Annotated in this window: 24 protein-coding genes; 8 read left to right on the top strand and 16 right to left on the bottom strand. The window is 59.9% G+C overall.

Features of this window, described 5'->3' with window-relative positions; genetic code table 11:
- Nucleotides 1-2: 2 nt before the first annotated feature.
- Nucleotides 3-626, top strand: coding sequence for a hypothetical protein (locus tag EXW71_RS13675; RefSeq protein ID WP_134659477.1), 624 nt, complete (start codon nucleotides 3-5; stop codon nucleotides 624-626).
- 175 nt (nucleotides 627-801) lie between these two features.
- Here EXW71_RS13675 and EXW71_RS13670 read toward each other — a convergent pair whose 3' ends face one another.
- From EXW71_RS13670 to EXW71_RS13660, 3 genes are all read right to left on the bottom strand, one after another.
- Complete coding sequence (locus EXW71_RS13670) at nucleotides 802-1077, bottom strand: HU family DNA-binding protein (protein ID WP_003213368.1); 276 nt, start codon at nucleotides 1075-1077, stop codon at nucleotides 802-804.
- 191 nt (nucleotides 1078-1268) lie between these two features.
- Nucleotides 1269-2417: an NAD(P)/FAD-dependent oxidoreductase gene (locus EXW71_RS13665; RefSeq protein ID WP_123716582.1), complete on the bottom strand. Its 1149-nt coding sequence runs from the start codon at nucleotides 2415-2417 to the stop codon at nucleotides 1269-1271.
- Nucleotides 2418-2455: 38 nt separating this feature from the next.
- A complete protein-coding gene (locus EXW71_RS13660) occupies nucleotides 2456-2623 on the bottom strand; it encodes a rubredoxin (RefSeq protein WP_015886569.1) in 168 nt (55 codons plus the stop codon).
- A gap of 195 nt (nucleotides 2624-2818) precedes the next feature.
- On the opposite strand from EXW71_RS13660, the gene EXW71_RS13655 reads away from it, so the two are divergent.
- Entirely contained in the window at nucleotides 2819-3382 is a 564-nt protein-coding gene (locus tag EXW71_RS13655) for a chorismate lyase (RefSeq protein WP_134659479.1), read from the top strand.
- Nucleotides 3382-4272: a 4-hydroxybenzoate octaprenyltransferase gene (gene ubiA, locus EXW71_RS13650; protein WP_123716584.1), complete on the top strand. Its 891-nt coding sequence runs from the start codon at nucleotides 3382-3384 to the stop codon at nucleotides 4270-4272. The genes EXW71_RS13655 and ubiA overlap by 1 nt, the downstream gene beginning before the upstream one ends.
- A 102-nt stretch (nucleotides 4273-4374) precedes the next feature.
- Here ubiA and EXW71_RS13645 read toward each other — a convergent pair whose 3' ends face one another.
- On the bottom strand, nucleotides 4375-4752 hold the full coding sequence (locus EXW71_RS13645) for a hypothetical protein (RefSeq protein ID WP_123716585.1): 378 nt from the start codon (nucleotides 4750-4752) through the stop codon (nucleotides 4375-4377).
- 153 nt (nucleotides 4753-4905) lie between these two features.
- Here EXW71_RS13645 and phoB point away from each other — a divergent pair, with 153 nt between their 5' ends.
- The 3 genes from phoB to EXW71_RS13630 all read left to right on the top strand — a co-directional run bounded on the left by phoB (nucleotide 4906) and on the right by EXW71_RS13630 (nucleotide 8555).
- Nucleotides 4906-5595 (top strand): phosphate regulon transcriptional regulator PhoB, encoded by a 690-nt coding sequence (gene phoB / locus EXW71_RS13640; RefSeq protein WP_003176964.1) that lies wholly within the window; start codon nucleotides 4906-4908, stop codon nucleotides 5593-5595.
- Nucleotides 5596-5725: 130 nt separating this feature from the next.
- A complete protein-coding gene (phoR, locus tag EXW71_RS13635; protein ID WP_248731520.1) occupies nucleotides 5726-7012 on the top strand; it encodes a phosphate regulon sensor histidine kinase PhoR in 1287 nt (428 codons plus the stop codon).
- 202 nt (nucleotides 7013-7214) lie between these two features.
- Entirely contained in the window at nucleotides 7215-8555 is a 1341-nt protein-coding gene (locus EXW71_RS13630; protein WP_134659481.1) for a hemolysin family protein, read from the top strand.
- Nucleotides 8556-8559: 4 nt separating this feature from the next.
- Here EXW71_RS13630 and EXW71_RS13625 read toward each other — a convergent pair whose 3' ends face one another.
- From EXW71_RS13625 to EXW71_RS13590, 8 genes are all read right to left on the bottom strand, one after another.
- A complete protein-coding gene (locus EXW71_RS13625; RefSeq protein ID WP_123716588.1) occupies nucleotides 8560-9231 on the bottom strand; it encodes a peptidoglycan DD-metalloendopeptidase family protein in 672 nt (223 codons plus the stop codon).
- Between the two features lie 182 nt (nucleotides 9232-9413).
- Nucleotides 9414-10322 (bottom strand): response regulator, encoded by a 909-nt coding sequence (locus EXW71_RS13620; RefSeq protein ID WP_123716589.1) that lies wholly within the window; start codon nucleotides 10320-10322, stop codon nucleotides 9414-9416.
- A 167-nt stretch (nucleotides 10323-10489) separates the two neighbouring features.
- On the bottom strand, nucleotides 10490-11251 hold the full coding sequence (gene phoU, locus EXW71_RS13615) for a phosphate signaling complex protein PhoU (RefSeq protein WP_123716590.1): 762 nt from the start codon (nucleotides 11249-11251) through the stop codon (nucleotides 10490-10492).
- 111 nt (nucleotides 11252-11362) lie between these two features.
- On the bottom strand, nucleotides 11363-12196 hold the full coding sequence (gene pstB, locus EXW71_RS13610) for a phosphate ABC transporter ATP-binding protein PstB (protein WP_134659483.1): 834 nt from the start codon (nucleotides 12194-12196) through the stop codon (nucleotides 11363-11365).
- A gap of 93 nt (nucleotides 12197-12289) precedes the next feature.
- A complete protein-coding gene (gene pstA, locus EXW71_RS13605) occupies nucleotides 12290-13960 on the bottom strand; it encodes a phosphate ABC transporter permease PstA (protein ID WP_123716592.1) in 1671 nt (556 codons plus the stop codon).
- 15 nt (nucleotides 13961-13975) lie between these two features.
- Nucleotides 13976-16009 (bottom strand): ABC transporter permease subunit, encoded by a 2034-nt coding sequence (locus EXW71_RS13600; RefSeq protein WP_177421596.1) that lies wholly within the window; start codon nucleotides 16007-16009, stop codon nucleotides 13976-13978.
- Nucleotides 16010-16439: 430 nt separating this feature from the next.
- Complete coding sequence (locus tag EXW71_RS13595) at nucleotides 16440-17429, bottom strand: phosphate ABC transporter substrate-binding protein PstS (RefSeq protein WP_123716594.1); 990 nt, start codon at nucleotides 17427-17429, stop codon at nucleotides 16440-16442.
- 249 nt (nucleotides 17430-17678) lie between these two features.
- Nucleotides 17679-18968, bottom strand: coding sequence for an MFS transporter (locus tag EXW71_RS13590; RefSeq protein WP_123716595.1), 1290 nt, complete (start codon nucleotides 18966-18968; stop codon nucleotides 17679-17681).
- Nucleotides 18969-19426: 458 nt separating this feature from the next.
- On the opposite strand from EXW71_RS13590, the gene EXW71_RS13585 reads away from it, so the two are divergent.
- Nucleotides 19427-19831, top strand: a complete 405-nt coding sequence (locus EXW71_RS13585) for an acyl-CoA thioesterase (protein ID WP_007896491.1) — start codon at nucleotides 19427-19429, stop codon at nucleotides 19829-19831.
- Between the two features lie 57 nt (nucleotides 19832-19888).
- Nucleotides 19889-20788 (top strand): D-hexose-6-phosphate mutarotase, encoded by a 900-nt coding sequence (locus EXW71_RS13580; RefSeq protein WP_134659485.1) that lies wholly within the window; start codon nucleotides 19889-19891, stop codon nucleotides 20786-20788.
- A gap of 60 nt (nucleotides 20789-20848) precedes the next feature.
- Here the strand turns inward: EXW71_RS13580 and EXW71_RS13575 are convergent, their stop codons facing one another.
- The 4 genes from EXW71_RS13575 to purE all read right to left on the bottom strand — a co-directional run bounded on the left by EXW71_RS13575 (nucleotide 20849) and on the right by purE (nucleotide 23405).
- A complete protein-coding gene (locus EXW71_RS13575) occupies nucleotides 20849-21385 on the bottom strand; it encodes a DUF3299 domain-containing protein (RefSeq protein ID WP_134659487.1) in 537 nt (178 codons plus the stop codon).
- A 78-nt stretch (nucleotides 21386-21463) separates the two neighbouring features.
- Nucleotides 21464-21709, bottom strand: a complete 246-nt coding sequence (locus EXW71_RS13570; RefSeq protein ID WP_058424295.1) for a GlsB/YeaQ/YmgE family stress response membrane protein — start codon at nucleotides 21707-21709, stop codon at nucleotides 21464-21466.
- A gap of 106 nt (nucleotides 21710-21815) precedes the next feature.
- Nucleotides 21816-22901, bottom strand: coding sequence for a 5-(carboxyamino)imidazole ribonucleotide synthase (locus EXW71_RS13565; RefSeq protein WP_123716597.1), 1086 nt, complete (start codon nucleotides 22899-22901; stop codon nucleotides 21816-21818).
- Nucleotides 22902-22913: 12 nt separating this feature from the next.
- Nucleotides 22914-23405 (bottom strand): 5-(carboxyamino)imidazole ribonucleotide mutase, encoded by a 492-nt coding sequence (gene purE / locus EXW71_RS13560; RefSeq protein ID WP_078827523.1) that lies wholly within the window; start codon nucleotides 23403-23405, stop codon nucleotides 22914-22916.
- Nucleotides 23406-23526 lie beyond the last annotated feature (121 nt).

Genomic DNA, 23526 nt, shown 5'->3' with positions numbered 1-23526 from the left:
TAATGAAAGACCTTTTGCTCTCACTACTTGATGAATACAAGGATAAATATTCCGAGCTCATATCTTTCGTAGAGCATGCCCACAAAACAAAGCAGTGGGGCATGGGTATCATGCCCTCATACAATCCAGCGCCTTATACCTGCGAGCTACAAGGTTGTAAACCAGGCCGCTTGCTTAAAAAGGACTGCGAACCGGCTAAAGACAGGCAATGCTATTTTTTTGATGAGCACAAAAAAATAATTGGTGAAGTTCAATACGCCAAGCATGTGAAGTTTAAAAACCAATGGATTATTTATAGAAGATTTTTTCTGAATAAACCAGACAGCATCATAGAGTTGATATTCGGTAGTGACCTCGAAGGCGGCAGGGAGGCTAATCTTGACTCGGTCGCTATCACGGTGTTCGAACTCGACCAAGCGACAGCCCACTACAGCTTGCTCAATACCGGCGAGTACTTTGAAACGCTGTATCAGTACAAGGCTAAAAAAATCGCCTCAGTCACAGAGAATATATGGCGAGAGACTTTCACAACAAGACACTATGAAATACAGCATACGGATAATGACACTACTATATTTGAAGTGCTTCCGGACAATAATAAGATAGTAATTTTCCCGGAAAACTGAGACGGCGTCAGAAACGCGTGGGCTGGTTTGATAACAACATTTTGTTCCACAAAATCACTATCGGCAATTCGACGATATTATGGAAGTCTGATTCTTATCCAATAAAAATGGGCACCCGACCCAGTCGACGTACCCATTTTCTTACCAACCCGCCTCCCTTCAGACGGCCCCGCGATTAAGGGTTGACGCTGTCTTTGAGCGACTTGCCCGGCTTGAACGCAACGGTGTTGCTCGCCTTGATTTTCACCGGTTCGCCGGTTTGTGGGTTTTTGCCGGTGCGGGCGCCGCGGTGGCGTTGCAGGAAGGTGCCGAAACCCACCAGGGTGACGCTGTCCTTGCGGTGCAGGGCGCCGGTGATTTCTTCGAGAACGGCGTTGAGGACGCGGTTGGCCTGTTCTTTGGTGAGATCCGCTTTTTCAGCGATGGCGGCTGCGAGTTCTGGTTTACGCATATGTGAAGCCTCTTTGACGGTTTTTTGTTGTTATGTCCGTGCTGCTCTCTTACGGAGCAGCGCCCAAGGCGCCGCAGGCTCTACTCTGCGGCAGACGGGAGTGAGGATGGCATGCCCTCGAACGCCGCGCCAGCCTCGCAGCGACCTTTCTGAGGGTAGGAATGTGCTGATTCCGACAGAACGACCGCCATTTACGCCAACAAAGGCGGAAGTTCTTTGTTGAGGGCCAGTTTTTCCATGACTGCGCTGCCGGTCAGCGCGTAACCCAGCAGGCGACCGTCGGCATCGCGGCACAACGCCTTGATGTCGGCGCCTTCGCCTTCGACGCTCCAGGCACCCTCGCTGCCCCGAGGCGGTGGCGACACCACCAGCGGGCAGATCGGGGTTTTCACGGTAATCGGCATCGGCCCGTAGCTGACGGCGGTGGCGTTGCCGGCCAGGGTCTGGGCCAGGGCGCGAGCGCAGCTCATCAGCGGCATCACGTACAACAGGTTCAGCCCATCGACCTCGGCGCAGTCGCCCAGGGCGTAGATGTTGGCGTGAGAGGTCTTGAGATAGCGATCCACCATGATCCCGCGGTTGGTCTGCAAGCCGGCGGCGGCGGCCAGGTCGACCCGCGGGCGCAGACCGACGGCCGAGACCACCAGGTCGCAGTTGATCACTTCACCATCCGACAGATGGGCTTCCAGGCCATCTGCCGTGCGCTGCAGGCGGGTGAGCACCGGACCCAGGTGGAAACGCGCGCCGAGACCTTCCAGCCCAGCCTGCACGGCGGCGGCCGCCGCCGGGTGCAGCAGGGTCGGCATGACTTGTTCACACGGCGCCACCAGGTCGATTTCATAGCCGCCAAGGATCAGGTCGTTGGCGAATTCACAGCCGATCAGGCCCGCACCCAACAGCAGCACGCGGCGCTTGCCGGCGGCGGCGGCGCGAAAGCGTGCGTAGTCTTCAAGGTCGTTGATCGGGAAAATCATATCGGCCGCATCGCCTTCGACAGGCACACGCACAGTCTCTGCGCCCCAGGCCAGGATCAAGTCGCGATAAGCCACCGCTTCCTCGCCGATCCACAGGCGCTTGTGGCCGGGGTCGATGCCGCTGATGCGGGTGTGAGTACGCACCTCGGCCTTGAGTTGCTCGGCCATGGCGCCGGGTTCAGCCATGCTCAGGCCATCGGCTTCCTTGTTCTTGCCAAAGCCGGTGGAGAGCATGGGCTTGGAGTAGGAGCGCCCGTCATCCGCGGTGATCAGCAGCAATGGGGTCTCGCTGTCGAGCTTGCGAAACTCTCGGGCCACGTTGTAACCGGCCAATCCTGTGCCGATGATCACGACAGGTGCGTTCATTCCTTTCTCCTAAGTCATACATTGCTTAAAAATTCAGATCAGCCGATTTCGATCATCTCGAAATCCATCTTGCCCACGCCGCAGTCCGGGCACAGCCAATCTTCCGGGACGTCTTCCCAGCGGGTACCCGGCAGGATTCCATCATCCGGCCAACCGTCTTTTTCGTCATAGATCAGGCCGCAGACTACACATTGCCACTTCTTCATTACTTACTTCCTCAGGGTCCAGGCATCTTGGCCGACGGTCGATAGACCAACGTTGCCGTGCGGCTCACGGCGTTTTGTACTGATCGGGGCCGGCAGATGCAAGCATGATCGACGCACAAGGCCGGTTCACCCCGGCAAAAGTTCAGGACGCCATGGTAAGCTCGCCGCCTCTTTTGCTGCCAATACTGACTCACCGTGCCGCACTCAATCGCCCTTCCCGATGCTTGCCAATGGCTGCCCCAGAGCCTTCTGAGCCCGTTGCCCGAGCCCCTGATCCTCAATTGGCTGTTCAATGAAGACTCGCTGACACGCCGGCTGACGCGACTGTCCAACGACGGCTTCAGCGTTACACCGTTGTTCGAGGGCTGGCAGCCGTTGCGCGATGATGAATGCGTGGCGCTGGGCTTGCCTGCAGCCACCGTCGGCTGGGTGCGCGAGGTGTATCTGCGCGGTGATGGCCAGCCGTGGGTGTTTGCCCGCAGCGTGGCGGCACGCAGTGCCCTGCAAGGCGATGGCCTGCATATGGATGAGCTGGGTAGCCGTTCCCTGGGGGAATTACTGTTCTGCGACCACGCTTTCGTCCGTCAGGCCATCGAAGTGTGCCACTACCCCAGACAGTGGCTACCCACTGCGCATCAGGCCGATGGCCTCTGGGGCCGTCGCTCGCGCTTTGATCGCGGGCCACTGAGCGTGCTGGTCGCGGAAATTTTCCTGCCCAGCGTCTGGCATGCGCTGCATGATCATCCGGAGAACCGCTGATGTATCAACGTCTGCTCAAATCCTTGAACCACCTGAACCCCAGGGCCTGGGACTTCATTCAGTTGACCCGCATGGACAAGCCCATCGGCATTTACCTGCTGCTGTGGCCGACGTTATGGGCGCTGTGGATCGCCGGCAAGGGCTCGCCGTCCTTTATCAATATTGTGATCTTCGTGCTGGGCGTGGTGCTGACTCGCGCTGGCGGCTGCGTGATCAACGACTGGGCCGACCGCAAGGTTGACGGCCATGTGAAACGCACCGAGCAACGCCCGCTGGTGAGCGGAAAGATCAGCTCCAGGGAAGCGTTGGTGTTTTTTGCCGTCCTGATGGGGATCAGCTTTCTGCTGGTACTGCTGACCAATGCCACCACCATCCTGCTGTCCCTCGGTGGCCTGGCACTGGCGGCCAGCTATCCGTTCATGAAGCGCTACACCTATTACCCGCAAGTCGTGCTGGGCGCGGCGTTTTCGTGGGGTATGCCGATGGCGTTCACTGCTGAAACCGGCCACCTGCCTGCCACCGCGTGGTTGCTGTACATCGCCAATCTGCTGTGGACGGTGGGTTACGACACTTATTACGCCATGACCGACCGCGACGATGACCTGAAGATCGGCGTGAAGTCCACGGCCATCCTGTTCGGCGATGCCGACCGCGTGATCATCCTCACGCTGCAGGGCCTGTCGCTGGCCTGCCTGCTGCTGGCGGGTGCCAGGTTCGAACTGGGGGGCTGGTTTCACTTGGGATTGCTGGCCGCGGCGGGCTGTTTTGCATGGGAGTTCTGGTACACCCGGGACAAGGACCGGCTGAAGTGCTTCAAGGCGTTCCTGCACAACCACTGGGCAGGGTTGGCGATTTTTGTGGGCATTGTCGCGGACTATGCGTTGCGCTGAGGTTGTTGTGGCGGCTGCCCCGCCGCCATCGAGGACAAGCCCGCTCCCACAGTTGCAATGTGTTCCCCTGTGGGAGCGGGCGATTTCAGCGGCCCCGCGTCATCAAGGCTTGATCACGTGCCACGCGCCGCCCTTGCCATCCCCGGCCTTGTCACCCGCCTTTTTGTCGTCCTTGTAGGTGTACACCGGCTTGCCTTTGTAGGCCCATTGGCTGCTCTGGTCATCACGGGTGATCACCGTCCAGTCACCCATCGACTTATCGGTGGACTCAGCCTTCAACGGTGGCCAATTGGTCGCGCACTGGTCCTTGCACACTGACTTGCCGTCGGCATCCTTGTCGAAGGTGTAGAGCGTCATGCCCTTGTGGTCGACCAGCATCCCGTCTTTGGTCATCGCCGGTTCCGCCGCGAATGCCAGCGTCGGCAGCGTCAGCGCAGCCGTGACCAGCAGGGCTTTCCAGGAAAACGTACTTTGAGTCATCGGAACCTTCCTTTTGTGGTTGTCAGGATTCGGTCCCAAAGCGTAGCCCAGAGCGACGCAAATTGCCCAAACGACTAAATTACTGTCACACGACTGCAATAATTCCGTTATCTAATGCGGCGCAAGACAGTTAAATGACAAGAGGATTTAGGCATGGTTGGCAGGAGCATTCTGATCGTCGACGACGAAGCGCCCATCCGCGAGATGATCGCCGTTGCGTTGGAAATGGCCGGCTATGACTGCCTGGAGGCGGAAAATTCCCAGCAGGCCCATGCCATTATCGTCGACCGCAAGCCGGACCTGATCCTGCTGGACTGGATGCTGCCCGGCACCTCCGGTATTGAACTGGCCCGCCGTCTCAAGCGTGATGAGCTGACCGGGGATATCCCGATCATCATGCTCACCGCCAAGGGCGAAGAAGACAACAAGATCCAGGGCCTGGAAGTGGGCGCTGATGACTACATCACCAAACCCTTTTCCCCACGGGAACTGGTAGCGCGCCTGAAGGCCGTACTGCGCCGCGCCGGCCCCACCGATGGCGAAGCCCCGATTGAAGTCGGCGGCCTGCTGCTGGACCCGATCAGCCACCGCGTGACCATTGACGGCAAGCCTGCCGAAATGGGCCCGACCGAATACCGCCTGCTGCAGTTTTTCATGACCCACCAGGAGCGCGCCTACACTCGCGGCCAATTGCTGGACCAGGTGTGGGGCGGCAACGTGTATGTGGAAGAGCGCACCGTGGACGTGCATATCCGCCGCCTGCGCAAAGCCTTGGGCGATGCCTACGAGAATCTGGTACAAACCGTGCGCGGCACTGGCTATCGGTTTTCAACCAAAGGTTGAGCTGCAAGCCCTCAGCCAGGAGCGGCAAGATAACAGCCGCACCGCTCTAACTTGAAGCTTGCAGCTTGAAACTTGCTGCTTTGAAGGATTCAAAGTGAACCAAAACTGGCATGGCACCCTGATCCGTCACATGCTTTTGCTGATCACCGGCTGCCTGCTGGTAGGCTTGATCAGCGGTTATTACGGCTGGAGTCTGGCTGTCGGTCTGGGCCTGTATCTGGGCTGGACCCTCAAACAATTGCTGCGTCTGCATGAGTGGCTGCGCCAACACAAACCCGACGAAGCACCACCCGACGGCTATGGCCTGTGGGGCGAGGTGTTCGACAGCATCTACCACCTGCAACGCCGCGACCAACGGGTGCGCGGGCGACTGCAAGCGGTGATCGACCGGGTGCAGGAATCCACCGCGGCGCTCAAAGACGCGGTGATCATGCTCGACAGCGATGGCAACCTGGAATGGTGGAACCGCGCCGCCGAGACTCTGCTGGGCCTCAAGACGCCTCAGGACAGTGGCCAGCCGGTCACCAACCTGGTGCGTCATCCCCGCTTCAAGGAATACTTTGAGCAGGACAATTACGAAGAAGCCCTGGAAATTCCCTCGCCCACCAATGACCGTGTGCGCATCCAACTGTACTTGACCCGCTACGGCAACAACGAACACTTGATGCTGGTGCGCGACGTGACCCGCATCCACCAGTTGGAACAGATGCGCAAAGACTTCGTCGCCAATGTCTCCCACGAGCTGCGCACGCCGTTGACGGTGATCTGCGGTTATCTGGAGACGCTGCTGGACAATGTCGACGAGATCAACCCGCGCTGGAACCGCGCCCTGCAACAGATGCAGCAGCAAGGCTCACGCATGCAGACCCTGCTCAACGATCTGTTGCTGCTGGCCAAGCTTGAGGCGACCGATTACCCCTCGGACAACCACCCGGTGACCGTGCAGAGCCTGTTGCAGACCATCAAGAATGATGCCCAGGCTCTCTCCGGCGAGCGCGGCCAGCACATCACCCTGGAAGCCGACCCGTTGCTGCTGCTCAAAGGCAGCGAAGGCGAATTGCGCAGTGCGTTCTCCAACCTGGTGTTCAACGCCGTCAAGTACACCCAGGACAATGGCAATATCCGCATCCGCTGGTGGGCCGACGAACACGGCGCGCACCTGAGCGTGCAGGACTCCGGCATCGGTATCGACGCCAAGCACCTGCCACGCCTGACGGAGCGCTTCTACCGTGTCGACTCCAGCCGCAACTCCAACACTGGCGGCACGGGGCTGGGCCTGGCCATCGTCAAACATGTGCTGCTGCGCCACCGCGCACGACTGGAAATCAGCAGCGTACTGGGCCACGGCAGCACCTTTACCTGCCATTTCCCGCCGGCCCAGGTGACCCGCTCGCGAGCGATCGGCGCAGATGAATAACCTGAAAACGATGCTGGACTGAATGTGGGAGCAAGCCCGCTCCCCTACTGAGTCTGCATCGTCCAGGATTGCCTTCCTTATCCCGCCCGGCAGCGGGTACTAGGCAAGCGCCCCGTCAGCCGCTACATTGGCCGACTTGCGCCGACCTTTGCGGCTCACCTTTCACCTCTTATTGAACACACGGAACCTGCAAAACTCCATCATGGACCCTTCCCCTGGTATCACCCTCGCTTCACTCTTCGCCGACTTCGGCATGATTCTTTTCGCACTGGTCCTGGTACTGCTCAACGGTTTCTTCGTTGCGGCGGAATTTGCCATGGTCAAACTGCGCGCCACCCGGGTCGAGGCCATCGCCCACAAGAACGGTTGGCGCGGGCAGATCCTGCGCACCGTGCACAGCCAGCTCGACGCTTACCTGTCGGCCTGCCAGCTGGGTATCACCCTCGCCTCCCTGGGCCTGGGTTGGGTCGGTGAGCCGGCCTTTGCGCATATCCTTGAGCCGTTGCTGGATGCCGTGGGCGTGCAGTCGCCAGAAGTGATCAGGGGCGTGTCGTTCTTTGCGGCCTTCTTCGTGATTTCCTACCTGCACATCGTGGTCGGCGAATTGGCCCCCAAATCCTGGGCCATCCGCAAACCCGAGCTGCTGTCGCTGTGGACAGCGGTGCCGCTGTACCTGTTCTACTGGGCCATGTACCCGGCGATCTACCTGCTTAACGCCAGCGCCAACGCCATCCTGCGCATCGCCGGCCAAGGCGAGCCCGGCCCGCACCATGAGCACCATTACAGCCGCGAAGAGCTCAAGCTGATCCTGCACTCCAGCCGCGGCCAGGACCCGAGCGACCAAGGCATGCGCGTACTGGCCTCCGCCGTGGAAATGGGCGAGCTGGAAGTGGTGGACTGGGCCAACTCCAGGGAAGACATGGTCACCCTGGACTTCAACGCCCCGCTCAAGGAAATCCTCGCACTGTTCCGCCGCCACAAATTCAGCCGCTACCCGGTGTACGACGCAGTGCGCAACGAGTTTGTCGGCCTGCTGCACATCAAGGACCTGCTGCTGGAATTGGCGGCCCTGGACCACATCCCCGAGTCGTTCAACCTCGCCGAGCTGACTCGACCATTGGAACGCGTGTCGCGGCATATGCCGCTGTCGCAGTTGCTGGAGCAGTTCCGCAAAGGCGGCGCGCACTTTGCCCTGGTGGAAGAAGCCGACGGCAAAGTCATCGGCTACCTGACCATGGAAGACGTGCTTGAAGTGCTGGTGGGCGATATCCAGGACGAACACCGTAAGGCTGAGCGCGGCATCCTCGCCTACCAGCCCGGCAAACTGCTGGTGCGCGGCGATACCCCGCTGTTCAAGGTGGAACGCCTGCTGGGTGTGGACCTGGACCACATCGAAGCCGAAACCCTGGCCGGCCTGATCTACGACACCTTGAAGCGGGTGCCCGAAGAGGAAGAAGTGTTGGAAGTGGAAGGCTTGCGCATCATCATCAAGAAAATGAAGGGGCCGAAGATCGTGTTGGCCAAGGTCCTGCTGCTGGATTGATCCCTCAATTGCCCAACGCAAAGTTGGGCAATGTGCCTACCGGCTGGTTGAACTCATAGGGGATCGACACCAGCCCCGCCTCGGTAGCGCGCTGCACCACGAAATGCAGATGCGGCCCGCTGCTGTTGCCGGTATTGCCCGACAACGCCAGCGGTGTGCCCAGCCCGACACGCTGCCCGACCCTGACACTCACCGAGCCTTGCTTGAGGTGCAGGTATACGCCCTCGGTACCGTCATCGTGTCGCACCCGCACGAAATTGCCGGACGCGTCGTTGCCGCGTCCGGCCTGGTTGTTTTCGGTCTTCACCACGACTCCGCTACGCGCTGCAATGATGGACGTGCCTTCGGGCATGGCAATGTCCATGGCGTAGCGACTCTTGGCGTCGGTGTGGCTGAAGCTGCCGTTGGGGCCCTGCGACAGGCGAAACGGACCACCACGCCAGGGAAAAGGGTAACGGTAGGCCTGCTGTGGATAACTCGGCATAGGCAGTTCCCGCACAGGCCGCTTGACCCGCTCGATCCGGCGTTCCTGGATTACGAACGCCTGGGCGCCGGGGGTGTGCCGATCACTGAAAAACACCTCGCCATTGGCATCGGTGGATTTGTAGAGGGTCATGGCCTGGGTCGACAGGGCGACCGTTGCCAGCCCGCAGCAAAGCAGAAAGCGCATGATCATCGCGTGAACCTGCCGGAATGACTGATCGGCAGGCTAACAAGCGATCATGACAATGCTGTGTGCCGCGATGAAAATCGAATGCCTCGGGTTGCTCTCGATGCGGGGCGTCAGGCACTGGATGAGTTGACGGGTACACCCTCATCCAGCAAGCCCTTCCACACAGGCAGGTGTAGCCCGGTCAGCTACGCACCTGGCACAAAGTGCTTCTGCGCCGTGCCCCGGGCGATCAGGCGCGAGATGTAGTCGAGCTTCTGCGCATCCTGGTCGATAAACCGAAAGGTCAGTTGCAGCCAGTCACTGTCGGGCTTGGGCTCGTAAGCGACGATCGCGTGCAGGTAGCCGTTCAAGCGGGCGACCTCGGCGTTTTCGCCTTGTTCAAGGTCGAGTACCGCGCTTTCCAGTACCTGAGGCAGGATCTCGCCGCGACGCACCACCAACAGCGCTTCCTTGATGCTCAGCGCCTTGATCACGCACTGCTGGCTGCCACTGGACAGTCGTAGTTGGCCCTGGCCGCGGCTACCGGTCGGCGCGGCTGCAGGCGCCTGTACAGGCGGGTTGTTGAGCAAGCCTTTGCTCGGGGTGGCGACGGCGGCGGCGACGGGAGAGGCACGCGTGGCCTCAGGTTTACCGCCGGTCAGGGCGCTCAGGGAGTCGTTGCCGAACGCCGAGCTCACTTTGGTCGGTGCGCTGGCGATCAACGCGTCGAGACGGCCGACCTTGTGCAAAGCCTGCTTGACCTTGTTCAGCAGTTGCTCGTTGGTGAAGGGTTTGCTGACGTAGCCGGAAACCCCCGCCTGGATCGCCTGAACCACGTTTTCCTTGTCGCCACGGCTGGTCACCATCACGAACGGCATAGCCTTGAGGTGGGCCTGTTCACGGCACCAGGTCAGCAGCTCAAGGCCGGACATTTCGGGCATTTCCCAGTCGCACAGCACCAGGTCGAAGGTCTCGCGCATCAGGATGGATTGCGCCTTTTTACCGTTTACCGCGTCTTCGATCTTGATCCCGGGGAAGTAGTTGCGCAGGCACTTCTTCACTAGGTCGCGGATAAACGAGGCGTCGTCCACCACCAATACACTGACTTTACTCATCGACCCTTCATCCTATAAAAACTTCGGCACGCAAAACGCCTGACTGGTGGCATTTTGCCAAAACTCGCGGGTCACAGAAGGACTTTATTACTCCAGCTGTGCAAAAAATTCGAGGCCACAAACAAAAACGCCCGACCAAAGGCCGGGCGTTAATTTCTCGGGCAACCTTACTTATCGTCAGTTTCGCCTGGAACATTAGGGATTTGATCAACAGTACCTTCAACTTCGGCTTTCATGCGTTTGAGGCCCATGTGCCGTACGTCGGTGCCGCGTACCAGGTAAATCACCAGTTCCGAGATATTGCGCGCGTGGTCGCCGATACGCTCCAGGGAGCGTAGCACCCAAATGATGTTCAAGACCCGCGAGATAGAGCGAGGGTCTTCCATCATGTAGGTCGCCAGCTCGCGCAGCGCCGTCTTGTACTCACGGTCGATGACCTTGTCGTACTGCGCCACCGACAACGCCAACTCGGCATCGAAGCGCGCAAATGCGTCGAGTGCATCGCGCACCATGTTGCGCACCTGGTCGCCGATGTGGCGCACTTCCACGTAACCGCGTGGCGCTTCACCCTCTTCACACAACTGAATGGCGCGACGGGCGATCTTGGTGGATTCGTCTCCGATGCGTTCCAGGTCAATCACCGACTTGGAGATGCTGATGATCAAACGCAGGTCGGACGCCGCCGGCTGGCGACGTGCCAGGATCCGCAGGCATTCTTCGTCGATATTGCGTTCCATCTGGTTGATCTGTTCATCGATCTCGCGCACTTGCTGGGCCAGGCCCGAGTCGGCCTCGATCAACGCGGTGACGGCGTCGTTGACTTGTTTCTCCACCAACCCGCCCATCGCCAGCAGGTGGCTGCGCACTTCCTCAAGCTCGGCGTTGAACTGCGCAGAGATGTGGTGGGTTAAGCCTTCCTTTGAAATCATGGTTTTGCTCCGCAAAAGCTGTAAGCCGCAAGCTACAAGCTGCAAGCTGATGTGTGTCGTTGATCAAACTGCTTTGACTTGCCGCTTGAAGCTTGCGGCTTGCGGCTAGGGCTAGCCGTAACGGCCAGTAATATAGTCTTCGGTCTGCTTCTTCGCCGGGTTGGTGAACAGGGTATCGGTGTCGCCGAACTCCACCAGCTTGCCCATGTACATGAACGCGGTGTAGTCGGAAACCCGTGCCGCCTGCTGCATGTTGTGGGTCACGATGACGATGGTGAACTTGGACTTGAGCTCGTAGATCAGCTCTTCGACCTTCAAGGTCGAGATCGGGTCGAGAGCCGAGCACGGTTCGTCGAGCAGCAACACTTCCGGCTCCACGGCGATGGTACGGGCAATCACCAGACGCTGCTGCTGGCCGCCGGACAGGCCGAGCGCCGAGTCGTGCAGGCGGTCCTTGACCTCGTCCCACAGGGCTGCGCCTTTCAAAGCCCACTCAACCGCTTCGTCGAGGATGCGCTTTTTGTTGATGCCCTGGATGCGCAGGCCGTAGACCACGTTTTCGTAGATGGTCTTGGGGAACGGGTTCGGCTTCTGGAACACCATGCCCACGCGACGGCGCAACTCGGCCACATCTTCGCCCTTGCGGTAGATGTTGCTGCCGTAAAGGTTGATGGCGCCCTCCACACGGCAGCCGTCCACCAGGTCGTTCATGCGGTTGAACGTACGCAGCAGCGTGGACTTGCCGCAACCGGACGGGCCGATAAAGGCAGTCACGCGTTGCTTGGGAATGTTCATGCTGACGTCGAACAGCGCCTGCTTCTCGCCGTAGTACAGGCTCAGGCCCGGCACTTCGATGGCTACGGTCTCCTGGGCCAGGCTCAGGCTCTGCTTGTCGCGACCCAGGGCCGACATGTTGATGCCGTGGGTGTGGGTTTCGTGTTGCATGGTCTCACTCCGTTCGTAGCTGCCAGCTTCTAGCTGCAAGCTGCAAGATTTGGGCAAAAGCGGCTTGTAGCTTGCCGCTCGTGGCTAACAGCTTTAGCTATCCAACGCTTTGTATTTTTCGCGCAGATGGTTACGAATCCACACCGCCGACAGGTTGAGCGTGGCGATCACCAGCACCAGCAGCAAGGCAGTGGCATACACCAGCGGCCGCGCGGCCTCGACGTTCGGGCTCTGGAAGCCGACGTCGTAGATATGGAAGCCCAAGTGCATGATCTTCTGGTCCAGGTGAAGGTACGGGTAGTTGCCATCCAGCGGCAGCGACGGTGCCAGTTTCACCACACCGACCAGCATCAGCGGCGCCACTTCACCAGCGGCACGGGCCACGGCGAGGATCATGCCGGTCATCATTGCCGGGCTGGCCATCGGCAGCACGATCTTCCACAGCGTTTCCGCCTTGGTCGCGCCCAGCGCCAGCGAGCCTTCACGCACGGTGCGGGGAATCCGCGCCAAGCCTTCTTCGGTGGCCACGATCACCACCGGCACCGCCAGCAGTGCCAGGGTCAGCGAGGCCCAGAGCAGGCCTGGCGTACCGAAGGTCGGAGCTGGAAGGGCTTCGGCGAAGAACAAGCGGTCGACCGAGCCACCCAATACATACACGAAGAAACCGAGGCCGAACACGCCGTAAACGATGGCCGGTACGCCCGCCAGGTTGTTCACGGCGATGCGGATCACGCGAGTCAGAGCGTTTTGCTTGGCGTATTCACGCAGGTACACCGCCGCCAGCACGCCGAACGGCGTCACGATCATCGCCATGATCAGGGTCATCATCACGGTGCCGAAGATCGCCGGGAAAATCCCGCCTTCGGTGTTGGCTTCCCGTGGGTCATCGCTGAGGAATTCCCAGACCTTGCTGAAGTAGAAGCCGATCTTGGTCAGGGTGCCCATGGCGTTCGGCTGGTAGGCATGTACCACTTTACCAATGCCGATTTCGACTTCCTTGCCGTTGGCGTCGCGAGCGGTCAGGCTGTCGCGGTTGAACTGGGTGTGCAGGTCGGCCAGGCGTGCTTCGACTTCTTTATAGCGATTGTTCAGCTCGGCACGACCAGACTCCATATCAGCCTGGGCCGTGGCGTCGAGCTTGCCTTCCAGCTCCAGCTTGCGGCCGTGCAGGCGGATGCGCTCCAGGCCTGCGTTGATCGCGCCGATATCAGACTTCTCCAGCGTCTTGAGCTGGGCAGCCAGCTTGTTGACGCGCTCGACACGGGCTTGCAACTCAGGCCACGCCGCCTCGCCTTCGGCAACAACTTTGCCATCCTCCTTGACGTTGACCAGAGTGCCATAGAAGTTGCCCCATTCACGACGCTCGATGGCCATCAGGTCGACCGGTTTGGTCTGGTCCTTCAACCAATCGCCGACGATCCAGGTGAAATCGTTGCCGTTCAGGTCACGGTTGCCGACCTTGATCAGCTCGCGGGTCATGAATTCCGGGCCCTGGTCGGGCACCGGCAAGCCGGCGCTTTTCAGACGCTCGCGGGGCACTTCTTCCTTCTGCACCACTTCGCCGACGACGATATGGTTTTCCTGGCCGGGCACGCTGTAGTTGGCCTGGATCAGGTCCGCCGGCCAGAAGTGGCCCAGGCCGCGCACCGCAATCACGGCCAGCAAGCCAATAGTCATGATGACCGCGATGGACACCGCGCCACCGCTGATCCAGACGCCGGGGGCGCCGCTCTTGAACCATCCATTCAGGGAGTTCTGTTTCACAGACTTCTACCTTTCTTAAAGCGACGAGTATTTCTTGCGCAGACGCTGACGGATCAACTCGGCGAGGGTGTTCATGATGAAGGTGAACAGCAGCAGTACCAGCGCCGAGAGGAACAGCACGCGGTAATGACTGCCGCCCACTTCAGACTCCGGCATTTCCACTGCGACGTTGGCTGCCAGGGTGCGCAGACCTTCGAACAGGTTCATTTCCATCACCGGGGTATTACCGGTGGCCATCAGCACGATCATGGTCTCGCCTACGGCACGGCCCATGCCGATCATCAGCGCCGAGAAGATACCCGGGCTGGCGGTCAGGATGACCACGCGAGTCATGGTCTGCCATGGCGTGGCGCCCAGGGCCAGCGAACCCAGGGTCAGGCCACGCGGCACGCTGAACACCGCGTCTTCGGCGATGGAGTAGATGTTCGGGATCACGGCAAAGCCCATGGCCAGGCCGACGACCAGAGCATTACGCTGGTCGTAGGTGATGCCCAGGTCGTGGGAGATCCACATGCGCATGTCGCCGCCGAAGAACCAGGTCTCCAGGTAGGGGCTCATGTACAACGAGAGCCAGCCCACGAACAGGATCACCGGGATCAGGATCGCGCTTTCCCAGCCATCCGGCACCCGCAGGCGCAGCGATTCAGGCAAGCGGCTGAAGATGAAACCGGCGACCAAGATGCCAATCGGCAACAGCATCAGCAGGCTGAAAATACCCGGCAGATGCCCTTCAACATAGGGTGCCAGGAACAGGCCGGCGAAGAAGCCGAGGATCACCGTCGGCATAGCCTCCATCAACTCGATCACCGGCTTGACCTTGCGGCGCAGGCTCGGCGCCATGAAGTAGGCAGTGTAGATCGCAGCGGCCACAGCCAGCGGTGCGGCCAGCAACATGGCGTAGAACGCCGCTTTCAGCGTACCGAAAGTCAGCGGCGCCAGGCTCATCTTGGGTTCGAAATCGGTGTTGGCAGCGGTCGATTGCCAGACGTATTTAGGCTCGTCGTAGTTTTCGTACCAGACCTTGCTCCACAACGCGCTCCACGACACTTCCGGGTGCGGGTTGTCCAGCAACAGCGGTTGCAGTTTGCCGCCGGCTTCGACGATCACATGGTTGGCGCGCGGCGACAGGCCGAACAAGCCTTGGCCATCAACCACCGGGTCCACCAGCAGGGTGCGGTGGGCAGTACTGTGGAACACGCCGAACTTGCCGGAGGCGTCGAGGGCGGTGAAGCCTTTGCGGCGCTCTTCAGCAGTGATTTCCACGATCGGCGCGGTGCCCATCTGGAAGGTGCGGATCTGTTTCAGGCGCTGTTCGCCATCCGGGTCGCGGGCCATGAACCACTGGGCCAGGCCACCCTTGGAGTCACCGACGATCAGCGAGATGCCACCCACCAACTGCGTACTGGCAGTGATTTCGGCGGTGCCGTCTTCAAGCAGCTTGTAGCGCCCGTTGAGGCTCTTGTCGCGCAGGCTGAACACATCGGCCAGGGCGCGACCGTTGACCACATACAGCCACTGCTGACGCGGGTCGATGAAGATCGCCTTCACCGGCTCAGTCATTTGCGGCAGCTCGATGCGCTTCTGCTCGCTGGTCACTTCGCCGGTCATCATGTTTTCTTCGCGGCTCAGGCTCAGCACGTTCAAGAAGGAACCCGCGGAACCGGCAACCACCAGCGTAGAGTCGGTAGCGTTGAGCGCGACGTGCTCCAGTGGGCGACCTTGATCGTCGAGGACAATCGGCGTTTCACCGTAAGGGTATTCCACAGCCGGGTTGATGGTTTTCTTGCCGTCCGGGTAAGACACCTTATAGGTGTGGCGGAATACCAGGGCCTGGCCATTGGACAAACCGAGGATCACCAACGGGTTGCCTGGCTGGTCTCGACCGATAGACACCACTTGGCTGCCGGCCGGCAGCGGCAGGTCGACACGCTTGAGCTCGGCGCCGGTCTGTACATCGAAGAACAGCGCCTGGCCCTTGTCGGAGACCCGCATGGCGACTTGGTTCTGTTCTTCGATGGCGAACATCAGCGGCTTGCCGGCGTCCTGCATCCATGCAGGCGTCAACGCGGCTTCCTTGGTCAGCGAAGCACCTTGGAACAGCGGCGCAACAACGTAGGCCAGGAAGAAGAAAATCAGGGTAATGGCGCCGAGGACGGCGAGACCGCCGACCAGTACGTACCAACGGGTCAGGCGATCTTTGAGCGCGCGAATGCGGCGCTTGCGTTGCAGCTCAGGCGTATTGAAATCAATGCGCTTGGGGGGGGAAGTCGTCGTCATGGTGGAATTGGCCAGATCATTCATGCGCACACCCTAGCGATCCTGTATGACAGAAAGATGACAATGCAGTGACGCAAGAAATCCGCCGCGTAGCAGGGCTTGCAGCGGATTAAAAATTGGGAGGCGAGGTCCAGGTCTTACAGACCTCGCCTGGGCCTTGAACCGTGGAGCGAGCCCGGTTCAAGGCAGCTTTACCGAAGGCTTACTTGGCGCCTTCTTTCAGACCCAGGTCAGCCAGGGCCTTGGCGGCAACTTTGGCTGGCAGTGGGATGTAGCCGTCTTTCACTACAACTTCCTGGCCTTGCTTGGACAGCACCAGCTTCACGAACTCAGCTTCCAGCGGAGCCAGAGGCTTGTTCGGGGCTTTGTTGACGTAGACGTAGAGGAAGCGCGACAGCGGGTATTTGCCGTTCAGGGCGTTTTCTTCACTGTCTTCGATGAAGTCGGTGCTGCCTTTCTTGGCCAGCGCAACGGTCTTCACGCTTGCAGTCTTGTAGCCGATGCCCGAGTAACCGATGCCGTTCAGCGAGGAGCTGATCGACTGCACGACCGAAGCCGAACCTGGTTGTTCGTTCACGTTTGGCTTGTAGTCGCCTTTGCACAGGGCTTCTTCTTTGAAGTAACCGTAAGTGCCGGACACCGAGTTACGACCGAACAGTTGCACTGGCTTGTTGGCCAGATCGCCGGTCACGCCCAGGTCGCCCCAGGTTTTCACGTCGGTTTTAGCGCCGCACAGACGAGTCGAGGAGAAGATCGCGTCGACTTGTTCCATGGTCAGGTGCTGGATCGGGTTGTCCTTGTGTACGAAGACGGCCAGGGCATCCACGGCAACCGGGATAGCGGTTGGTTTGTAGCCGTACTTCTGCTCGAAGGCAGCCAGTTCGGTGTCCTTCATCTTGCGGCTCATCGGGCCCAGGTTGGAGGTGCCTTCAGTCAGCGCAGGTGGCGCGGTAGCAGAGCCAGCGGCTTGAATCTGGATGTTGACGTTCGGGTATTCCTTTTTGTAACCCTCAGCCCACAGGGTCATCAGGTTAGCCAAGGTATCGGAACCGACGCTGGACAAGTTGCCCGACACACCAGTGGTCTTGACGTACGCCGGAATTGCCGGATCAACACCAGCGGCCACCGCGTTGGCGGTCGCAACGCCAGCAGCGACAAAAGTCATTGCCGCCATCAAACGTTTCAGTTTCATGCCTTGCTCCTAGCAGATAGGGATAGTTGGATCGGGGCCAAGTATCAGTAGGCCGTGTGAACACTCTATGTCTGTAATATGACAATTAGATGAAAGGCCAGCATTTATGGAAAACCTGACAGGAGGGATAAAGCTCAATGAATGCGGGAGTTGCGAGGAATTAAAAGCGCATGAAGCGAGGTTGCAGAAACACTCTGTAATCTATGACCCTCCCTACGCGACTACGTAGGAAGGATCTTCAAATGCCGATCAGCGTGCACGTCTCCAGAGATACCCGCCTACGGCCATTCCCATCACGCACAGAACAGCAACGTAATAAGCCGGGCCCATTGGACTTTCCTTCATCAGCAGCGACACCGCCAATGGGGTCAGGCCACCGAACACGGCGTAGGCGACGTTGTAGGAAAATGACAGACCACTGAAACGAACCACGGGCGGGAAGGCTTTCACCATCACGTAAGGCACTACACCGATGGTGCCGACAAACAGACCGGTCAAGGCATACAGCGGGAACAGCCAGTCGGGATGGGCAAGCAGGCTGTGATACAGCGTCCACGAAGTCGCCAGCAACAGTGCGCAACCGCTGACCAGCACACGGCCGGCACCGAAGCGGTCGGCCAGCGCGCCGGAGGCAATGCAGCCCAGGCTCAAGGTGACGATGGCCAGGCTGTTGGCTTGCAGGGCCACGGTCGGGCTGAAGTGGTAGATGGTCTGCAGCACGGTCGGGGTCATCAGGATCACCACCACGACACCCGCCGACAGCAACCAGGTCAACAGCATCGACAGCACGATGGCGCCACGGTGATCGCGCAGTACCGCACGTAAAGGCAACTCGGCAGCCAGAGTCTTGCGCTGCTGCATCTCGGCGAAGATCGGCGTTTCATGCAGCCAACGACGCAGGTACACCGACAGCAGGCCGAACACACCGCCAAGCAGGAACGGGATACGCCAGGCGTAATCCGAGACCTGCTCCGGGCTGTAGATTGTGTTGATGGCCGTGGCCACCAGCGAGCCCAGCAGAATACCGGCGGTGAGGCCGCTGGTCAGGGTACCGCAGGCGTAGCCGATATGCCGGGACGGAACGTGCTCGGAGACGAACACCCAGGCGCCCGGAACTTCGCCACCAATTGCCGCGCCCTGGATGACGCGCATCAGCAGTAACAGAAGCGGCGCCCACAGGCCTATCTGCGCGTAGGTCGGCAGCAGCCCCATGATCAGGGTCGGCACGGCCATCATGAAGATACTCAAGGTGAACATCTTCTTGCGGCCCAGCAAGTCGCCGAAGTGCGCCATGATGATGCCGCCCAGCGGACGTGCCAGGTAGCCCGCGGCGAAGATGCCGAAAGTCTGCATCATGCGCAGCCATTCAGGCATGTCGACAGGGAAGAACAGTTTCCCCACCACCGTGGCGAAAAACACGAAAATGATGAAGTCGTAGAACTCCAGCGCCCCGCCCAAGGCAGACAGCGACAGGGTTTTATAGTCGTTGCGGGTCAGCGGGCGCGAAGGTTGCGCACTGCTTGCGGGCACGGAGGACATGGCAAGGCTTCTCTTATAGTAATCAGAACGGCAAGCCCGGGACTTGCATCGGGCCTGGCAAGATAGCAAATCGCCTGGAAAAGCACAGCGCCCGTCGAATAACACTTCGGCTGGGCAAAATACGCCTGGTTCATACGCTCTAACCGCAATAAGAAGCACAGTTACCGGAAAAAGCCGCATTACAGACGCTAATTGCCGACCAAATGAGCGTCGGGAGGTCGTCGCGACGCAATCGTCTCGATATACTCGGCCCTTGCAAGCGCCAGACCCGCTGTCTTGAGGGGCTGCTGTGCCAAAACGTCGTTGGGTGCCATCCAGCCGATTTGGCAGAGTTTCCCTTTAGTACGCCTTACGAGAAATGCATTGAGCGGTGTATGTTGGTGCTGAAACGTTTTTTTCGAAGACGGCTATCCACTTGAAATACCCATGAAGCGTTACAGGTCAGAGGCACCCTCGGCATGATCGAACTCGAACAAGAAGATCCTATCCCGCAAGGCGATCTCGCTCTGCAAATCACTGCGCTCCCGCGTGAAACCAACGGCTTTGGCGACATCTTCGGCGGCTGGCTGGTCGCGCAGATGGACTTGGCCGGCACCGCCATGGCCAGCAAGGTCGCAGGTGGGCGCGTAGCCACCGTAGCGATCGATCGCATGGCGTTCCTGGTGCCCGTGGCTGTGGGCGCGCAGCTGTCCTTCTATACCCAGGCCCTGGAAATCGGCCGCAGCTCGATCCAGATGATGGTCGAAGTGTGGAGCGACGACCCGCTGTCCAGCGAATGGCGCAAGGTTACCGAGGCGGTGTTTGTATTCGTCGCCATCGATGGCAGCGGCCGTACACGGTCGGTGCCGCCGCGCGCGCGTTAAACCTCAGCGGTTTTTGACGGTCAATTGCCCCATTGCCTGCCTTTTGAGAGTGTTGCCATGCCTACGCCCCACATTGAAGCCGTGAAACTGGACGAGCTGGATTGCTGGCGCATCCGCCATAACGATGCCGAACTGGTGGTTGCTCAGCAGGGCGCACATATCGTCAGTTATCAGCGCCGGGGCGGGCAGCCGTTGATCTGGCAGAACCCTGAGGCGATGTTCAAGACAGGCAAAGGCATCCGTACCGGTGTACCGGTGTGCTGGCCGTGGTTTGGCATATTCGACCGCAACCCGCAAAGCGTGAAGGCGATGCGTCAAAGCGAGCAGCCGGCCGGTGCCCATGGTTTTGTGCGCACAGCACTCTGGACACTGGGTGAGGTGACCCCAATTGCCGATGCCTTGCAGCTGGATTTCTTACTCCCAGTGCCTGCAGGCGGCTTTCCCGGCTGGCCCCATCAGGTCGACCTGAAGCTGAGCCTGCTGCTGGACGATCAACTGCATATCCGCCTGACCAGCCATAACCGTGGCACCGACACTGTCACCCTCAGCCAGGCGCTGCACACCTACTTCGCCGTGAGCGATGTGCGCAACGTGCAGGTTGAAGGTCTGGATAAGCATTCATACATCGATACAGCTGACGGTTGGACGAAGAAACACCAAGCCGGGCCGCTGCACTTCACCGCCGAGACCGACCGCATCTACCTCGATACGCCTGCGCAGCTGAACCTTGTCGATAAAGATTGGCAGCGCCGCATCCAGCTTACCAGCCAGGGCTCGAAGTCAACCGTGGTGTGGAATCCCTGGACCGAGCGCGCCAAGGCATTAGATGACATGGCCGACGATGGCTGGCAGGGCATGTTGTGCATCGAGACCGCGAACGTGCTGGACGATACAGTGGCGTTGGCTCCGGGTGAAAGCCACACCCTGGGTTTGAGCATCGCCGCTATCGCCTTATAGACCCGATCAACTATGTGAGAGGGGGCTTGCTCCCTCCCACATACGGTTATGTGTCGTGCCTCAGAGATCGGACTCCTTCACCACCCGCACCTTCGCCGCATCCAGCGCATACGCGGCGTCGGCCAAGTCGTTATTCACTTTCTCCACCTTCAGCGTGCCCGTGACCCACAGCGGCGTGTAGATATCATCCAGCTTCAGCCCCTTGGGATAACGCACCAGCACCAACTGGTTAGGCGGCGGAGGCGGCACGTGGATGCAGGCGCCCGGGTAAGGCACCAGGAAGAACAACGTGCTACGACCCTTCGCATCAGTTTCCAACGGCACGGGATAGCCGCCGATACGGATGTTCTTGCCGTTCATGGCCGCCACGGTCTTGGTGGAATACATCACCGCAGGCAAGCCTTTGCTCTGCTTCAAGCCGCCTTTGTCGGTGAAGGTGCCTTGCGCTTCAGGAGAGTTGTGATCGATTTCGGGCATGGCTTCGAGCGCTTTCTGGTCCGAAAGCGGCATCAGGTCGAGCCAGTCGGTTTCCGGCAGTTCGCCAGCGTGCGCCAGGCCAGAGCCCAGCAAGAGAAGCGTTAACAGAAGTCGGCGCATAGGGAAGCTCGGCAATTGCGAAGTGGCGAGCATTCTAACCCTCTGCACCTGCGCAGCGCAGAGGGTTCAAAGCTTGGATTATTTCTTTTTCAGCAGGCCGTAGATCACCAGCAGCACGATCGCGCCGATCAACGCACCCAAGAAGCCCGCACCTTGACCTGCCTGGTAAATGCCCAGAGCCTGACCACCGTAGGTGGCGACCAGCGAGCCTGCAATACCCAGCAGGATGGTCATGATCCAACCCATGCTGTCGTCGCCGGGCTTGAGGAAGCGCGCCAGCAGGCCGACGATCAGGCCGATAAAGATGGTTCCGATGATACCCATGGCATTTCCCTCTGAATGTAGGTGAGCTATGCCAAAGCCTAGCTAGGCTTTGGCATCCTGCAATCAGAGGATGGCGGCCCCCAAATGGTTCCCGACGATCCCAGGCTTATTGTTCGGCGATCAGCGCTTCAACCTTGAGGATCTGCGCTTGCAACGTTGCGCGATCCTTGCAGCGCAGGTTGGCGTGACCGACCTTGCGCCCGGCCTTGAAGGCCTTGCCATAGTGATGCAGATGGCAGTCGTCGATAGCGATGACGCGTTCGACCGCAGGTACCGTGCCGATGAAGTTCAGCATGGCGCTCTCGCCGACCTTGGCCGTAGACCCCAGCGGCAAGCCCGCGACGGCCCGCAGGTGGTTTTCGAACTGGCTGCACTCAGCGCCTTCGGTGGTCCAGTGCCCGGAGTTGTGCACACGCGGGGCGATTTCGTTGGCCTTGAGGCCGCCGTCGACTTCAAAGAACTCGAACGCCATTACGCCGACGTAGTCCAGTTGCTTGAGCACGCGGCTGGAATAGTCTTCAGCCAGGGCCTGCAGCGGGTGGTCAGTGCTGGCCACTGACAACTTGAGGATGCCGCTGTCGTGGGTGTTGTGCACCAACGGGTAGAAGCGGGTTTCGCCATCACGGGCACGCACGGCGATCAGCGAGACTTCACCGGTGAACGGCACGAAGCCTTCCAGCAGGCAGGCGACGCTGCCCAGCTCGGCAAAGGTGCCGACCACATCGGCTTCGGTACGCAGGACCTTCTGGCCCTTGCCGTCGTAACCCAGGGTGCGGGTTTTCAACACGGCCGGCAGGCCGATGCTGGCGACGGCAGCGTCCAGGTCCGCCTGGGACTGGATGTCGGCGAAGGCCGGGGTCGGAATGCCCAGGTCCTTGAACATGCTTTTTTCGAACCAGCGGTCACGGGCGATGCGCAGCGCTTCGGCACTCGGGTACACCGGTACGAACTGCGACAGGAACGCCACGGTTTCGGCCGGGACGCTTTCGAACTCGAAGGTCACCAGATCGACTTCGTCGGCCAGTTGGCGAAGGTGTTCCGGGTCGCTGTAGTCTGCACGCAAATGTTCGCCAAGCGCTGCCGCGCAAGCGTCAGGCGCCGGGTCCAGGAAAGCGAAGTTCATCCCCAGCGGCGTTCCCGCCAGGGCCAGCATGCGGCCCAATTGGCCGCCACCGATTACACCGATCTTCATCGTCAACAAACCTCAGGCGATACGTGGGTCTGGATTGTCCAGCACGCTGTCTGTCTGCTCAGCGCGGAATTTTTTCAGCACCGTGTGGAATTGCGGGTGCTTGGCGCCCAGGATGCTGGCGGACAGCAAGGCTGCGTTGATCGCACCGGCTTTGCCGATCGCCAGGGTCGCCACCGGAATGCCAGCCGGCATTTGTACGATGGACAGCAGCGAATCCACGCCCGAGAGCATCGACGACTGCACCGGCACACCGAGCACCGGCAGGTGGGTCTTGGCCGCACACATGCCCGGCAGGTGTGCTGCACCGCCAGCACCGGCGATGATCACTTCGATGCCACGGGATTCTGCTTCATCGGCATACTGGAACAGCAAGTCCGGAGTGCGGTGGGCGGAGACCACTTTCACTTCGTAGGGAATGCCGAGTTTTTCCAGCATATCGGCGGTGTGGCTAAGGGTGGACCAATCGGACTTGGAGCCCATGATCACGCCAACCAATGCACTCATCGTCGTGCCTCTTCTCTCTGGGCGCCCGCAGGCGCGTCAAAAAACAACAAGCCACGCGGGAGACCGGCGTGGCTTGTTGTACGAAATTCAGGCCGGTTGGACCGGCCGAAGGCCGCGCAGT

This window comes from Pseudomonas sp. BCA17 (assembly GCF_004519405.1).
In the GTDB taxonomy this organism is placed as follows: domain Bacteria; phylum Pseudomonadota; class Gammaproteobacteria; order Pseudomonadales; family Pseudomonadaceae; genus Aquipseudomonas.
Note: the sequence above shows the minus strand (reverse complement) of the source record. Positions and strands in the feature narration are given on the sequence as shown.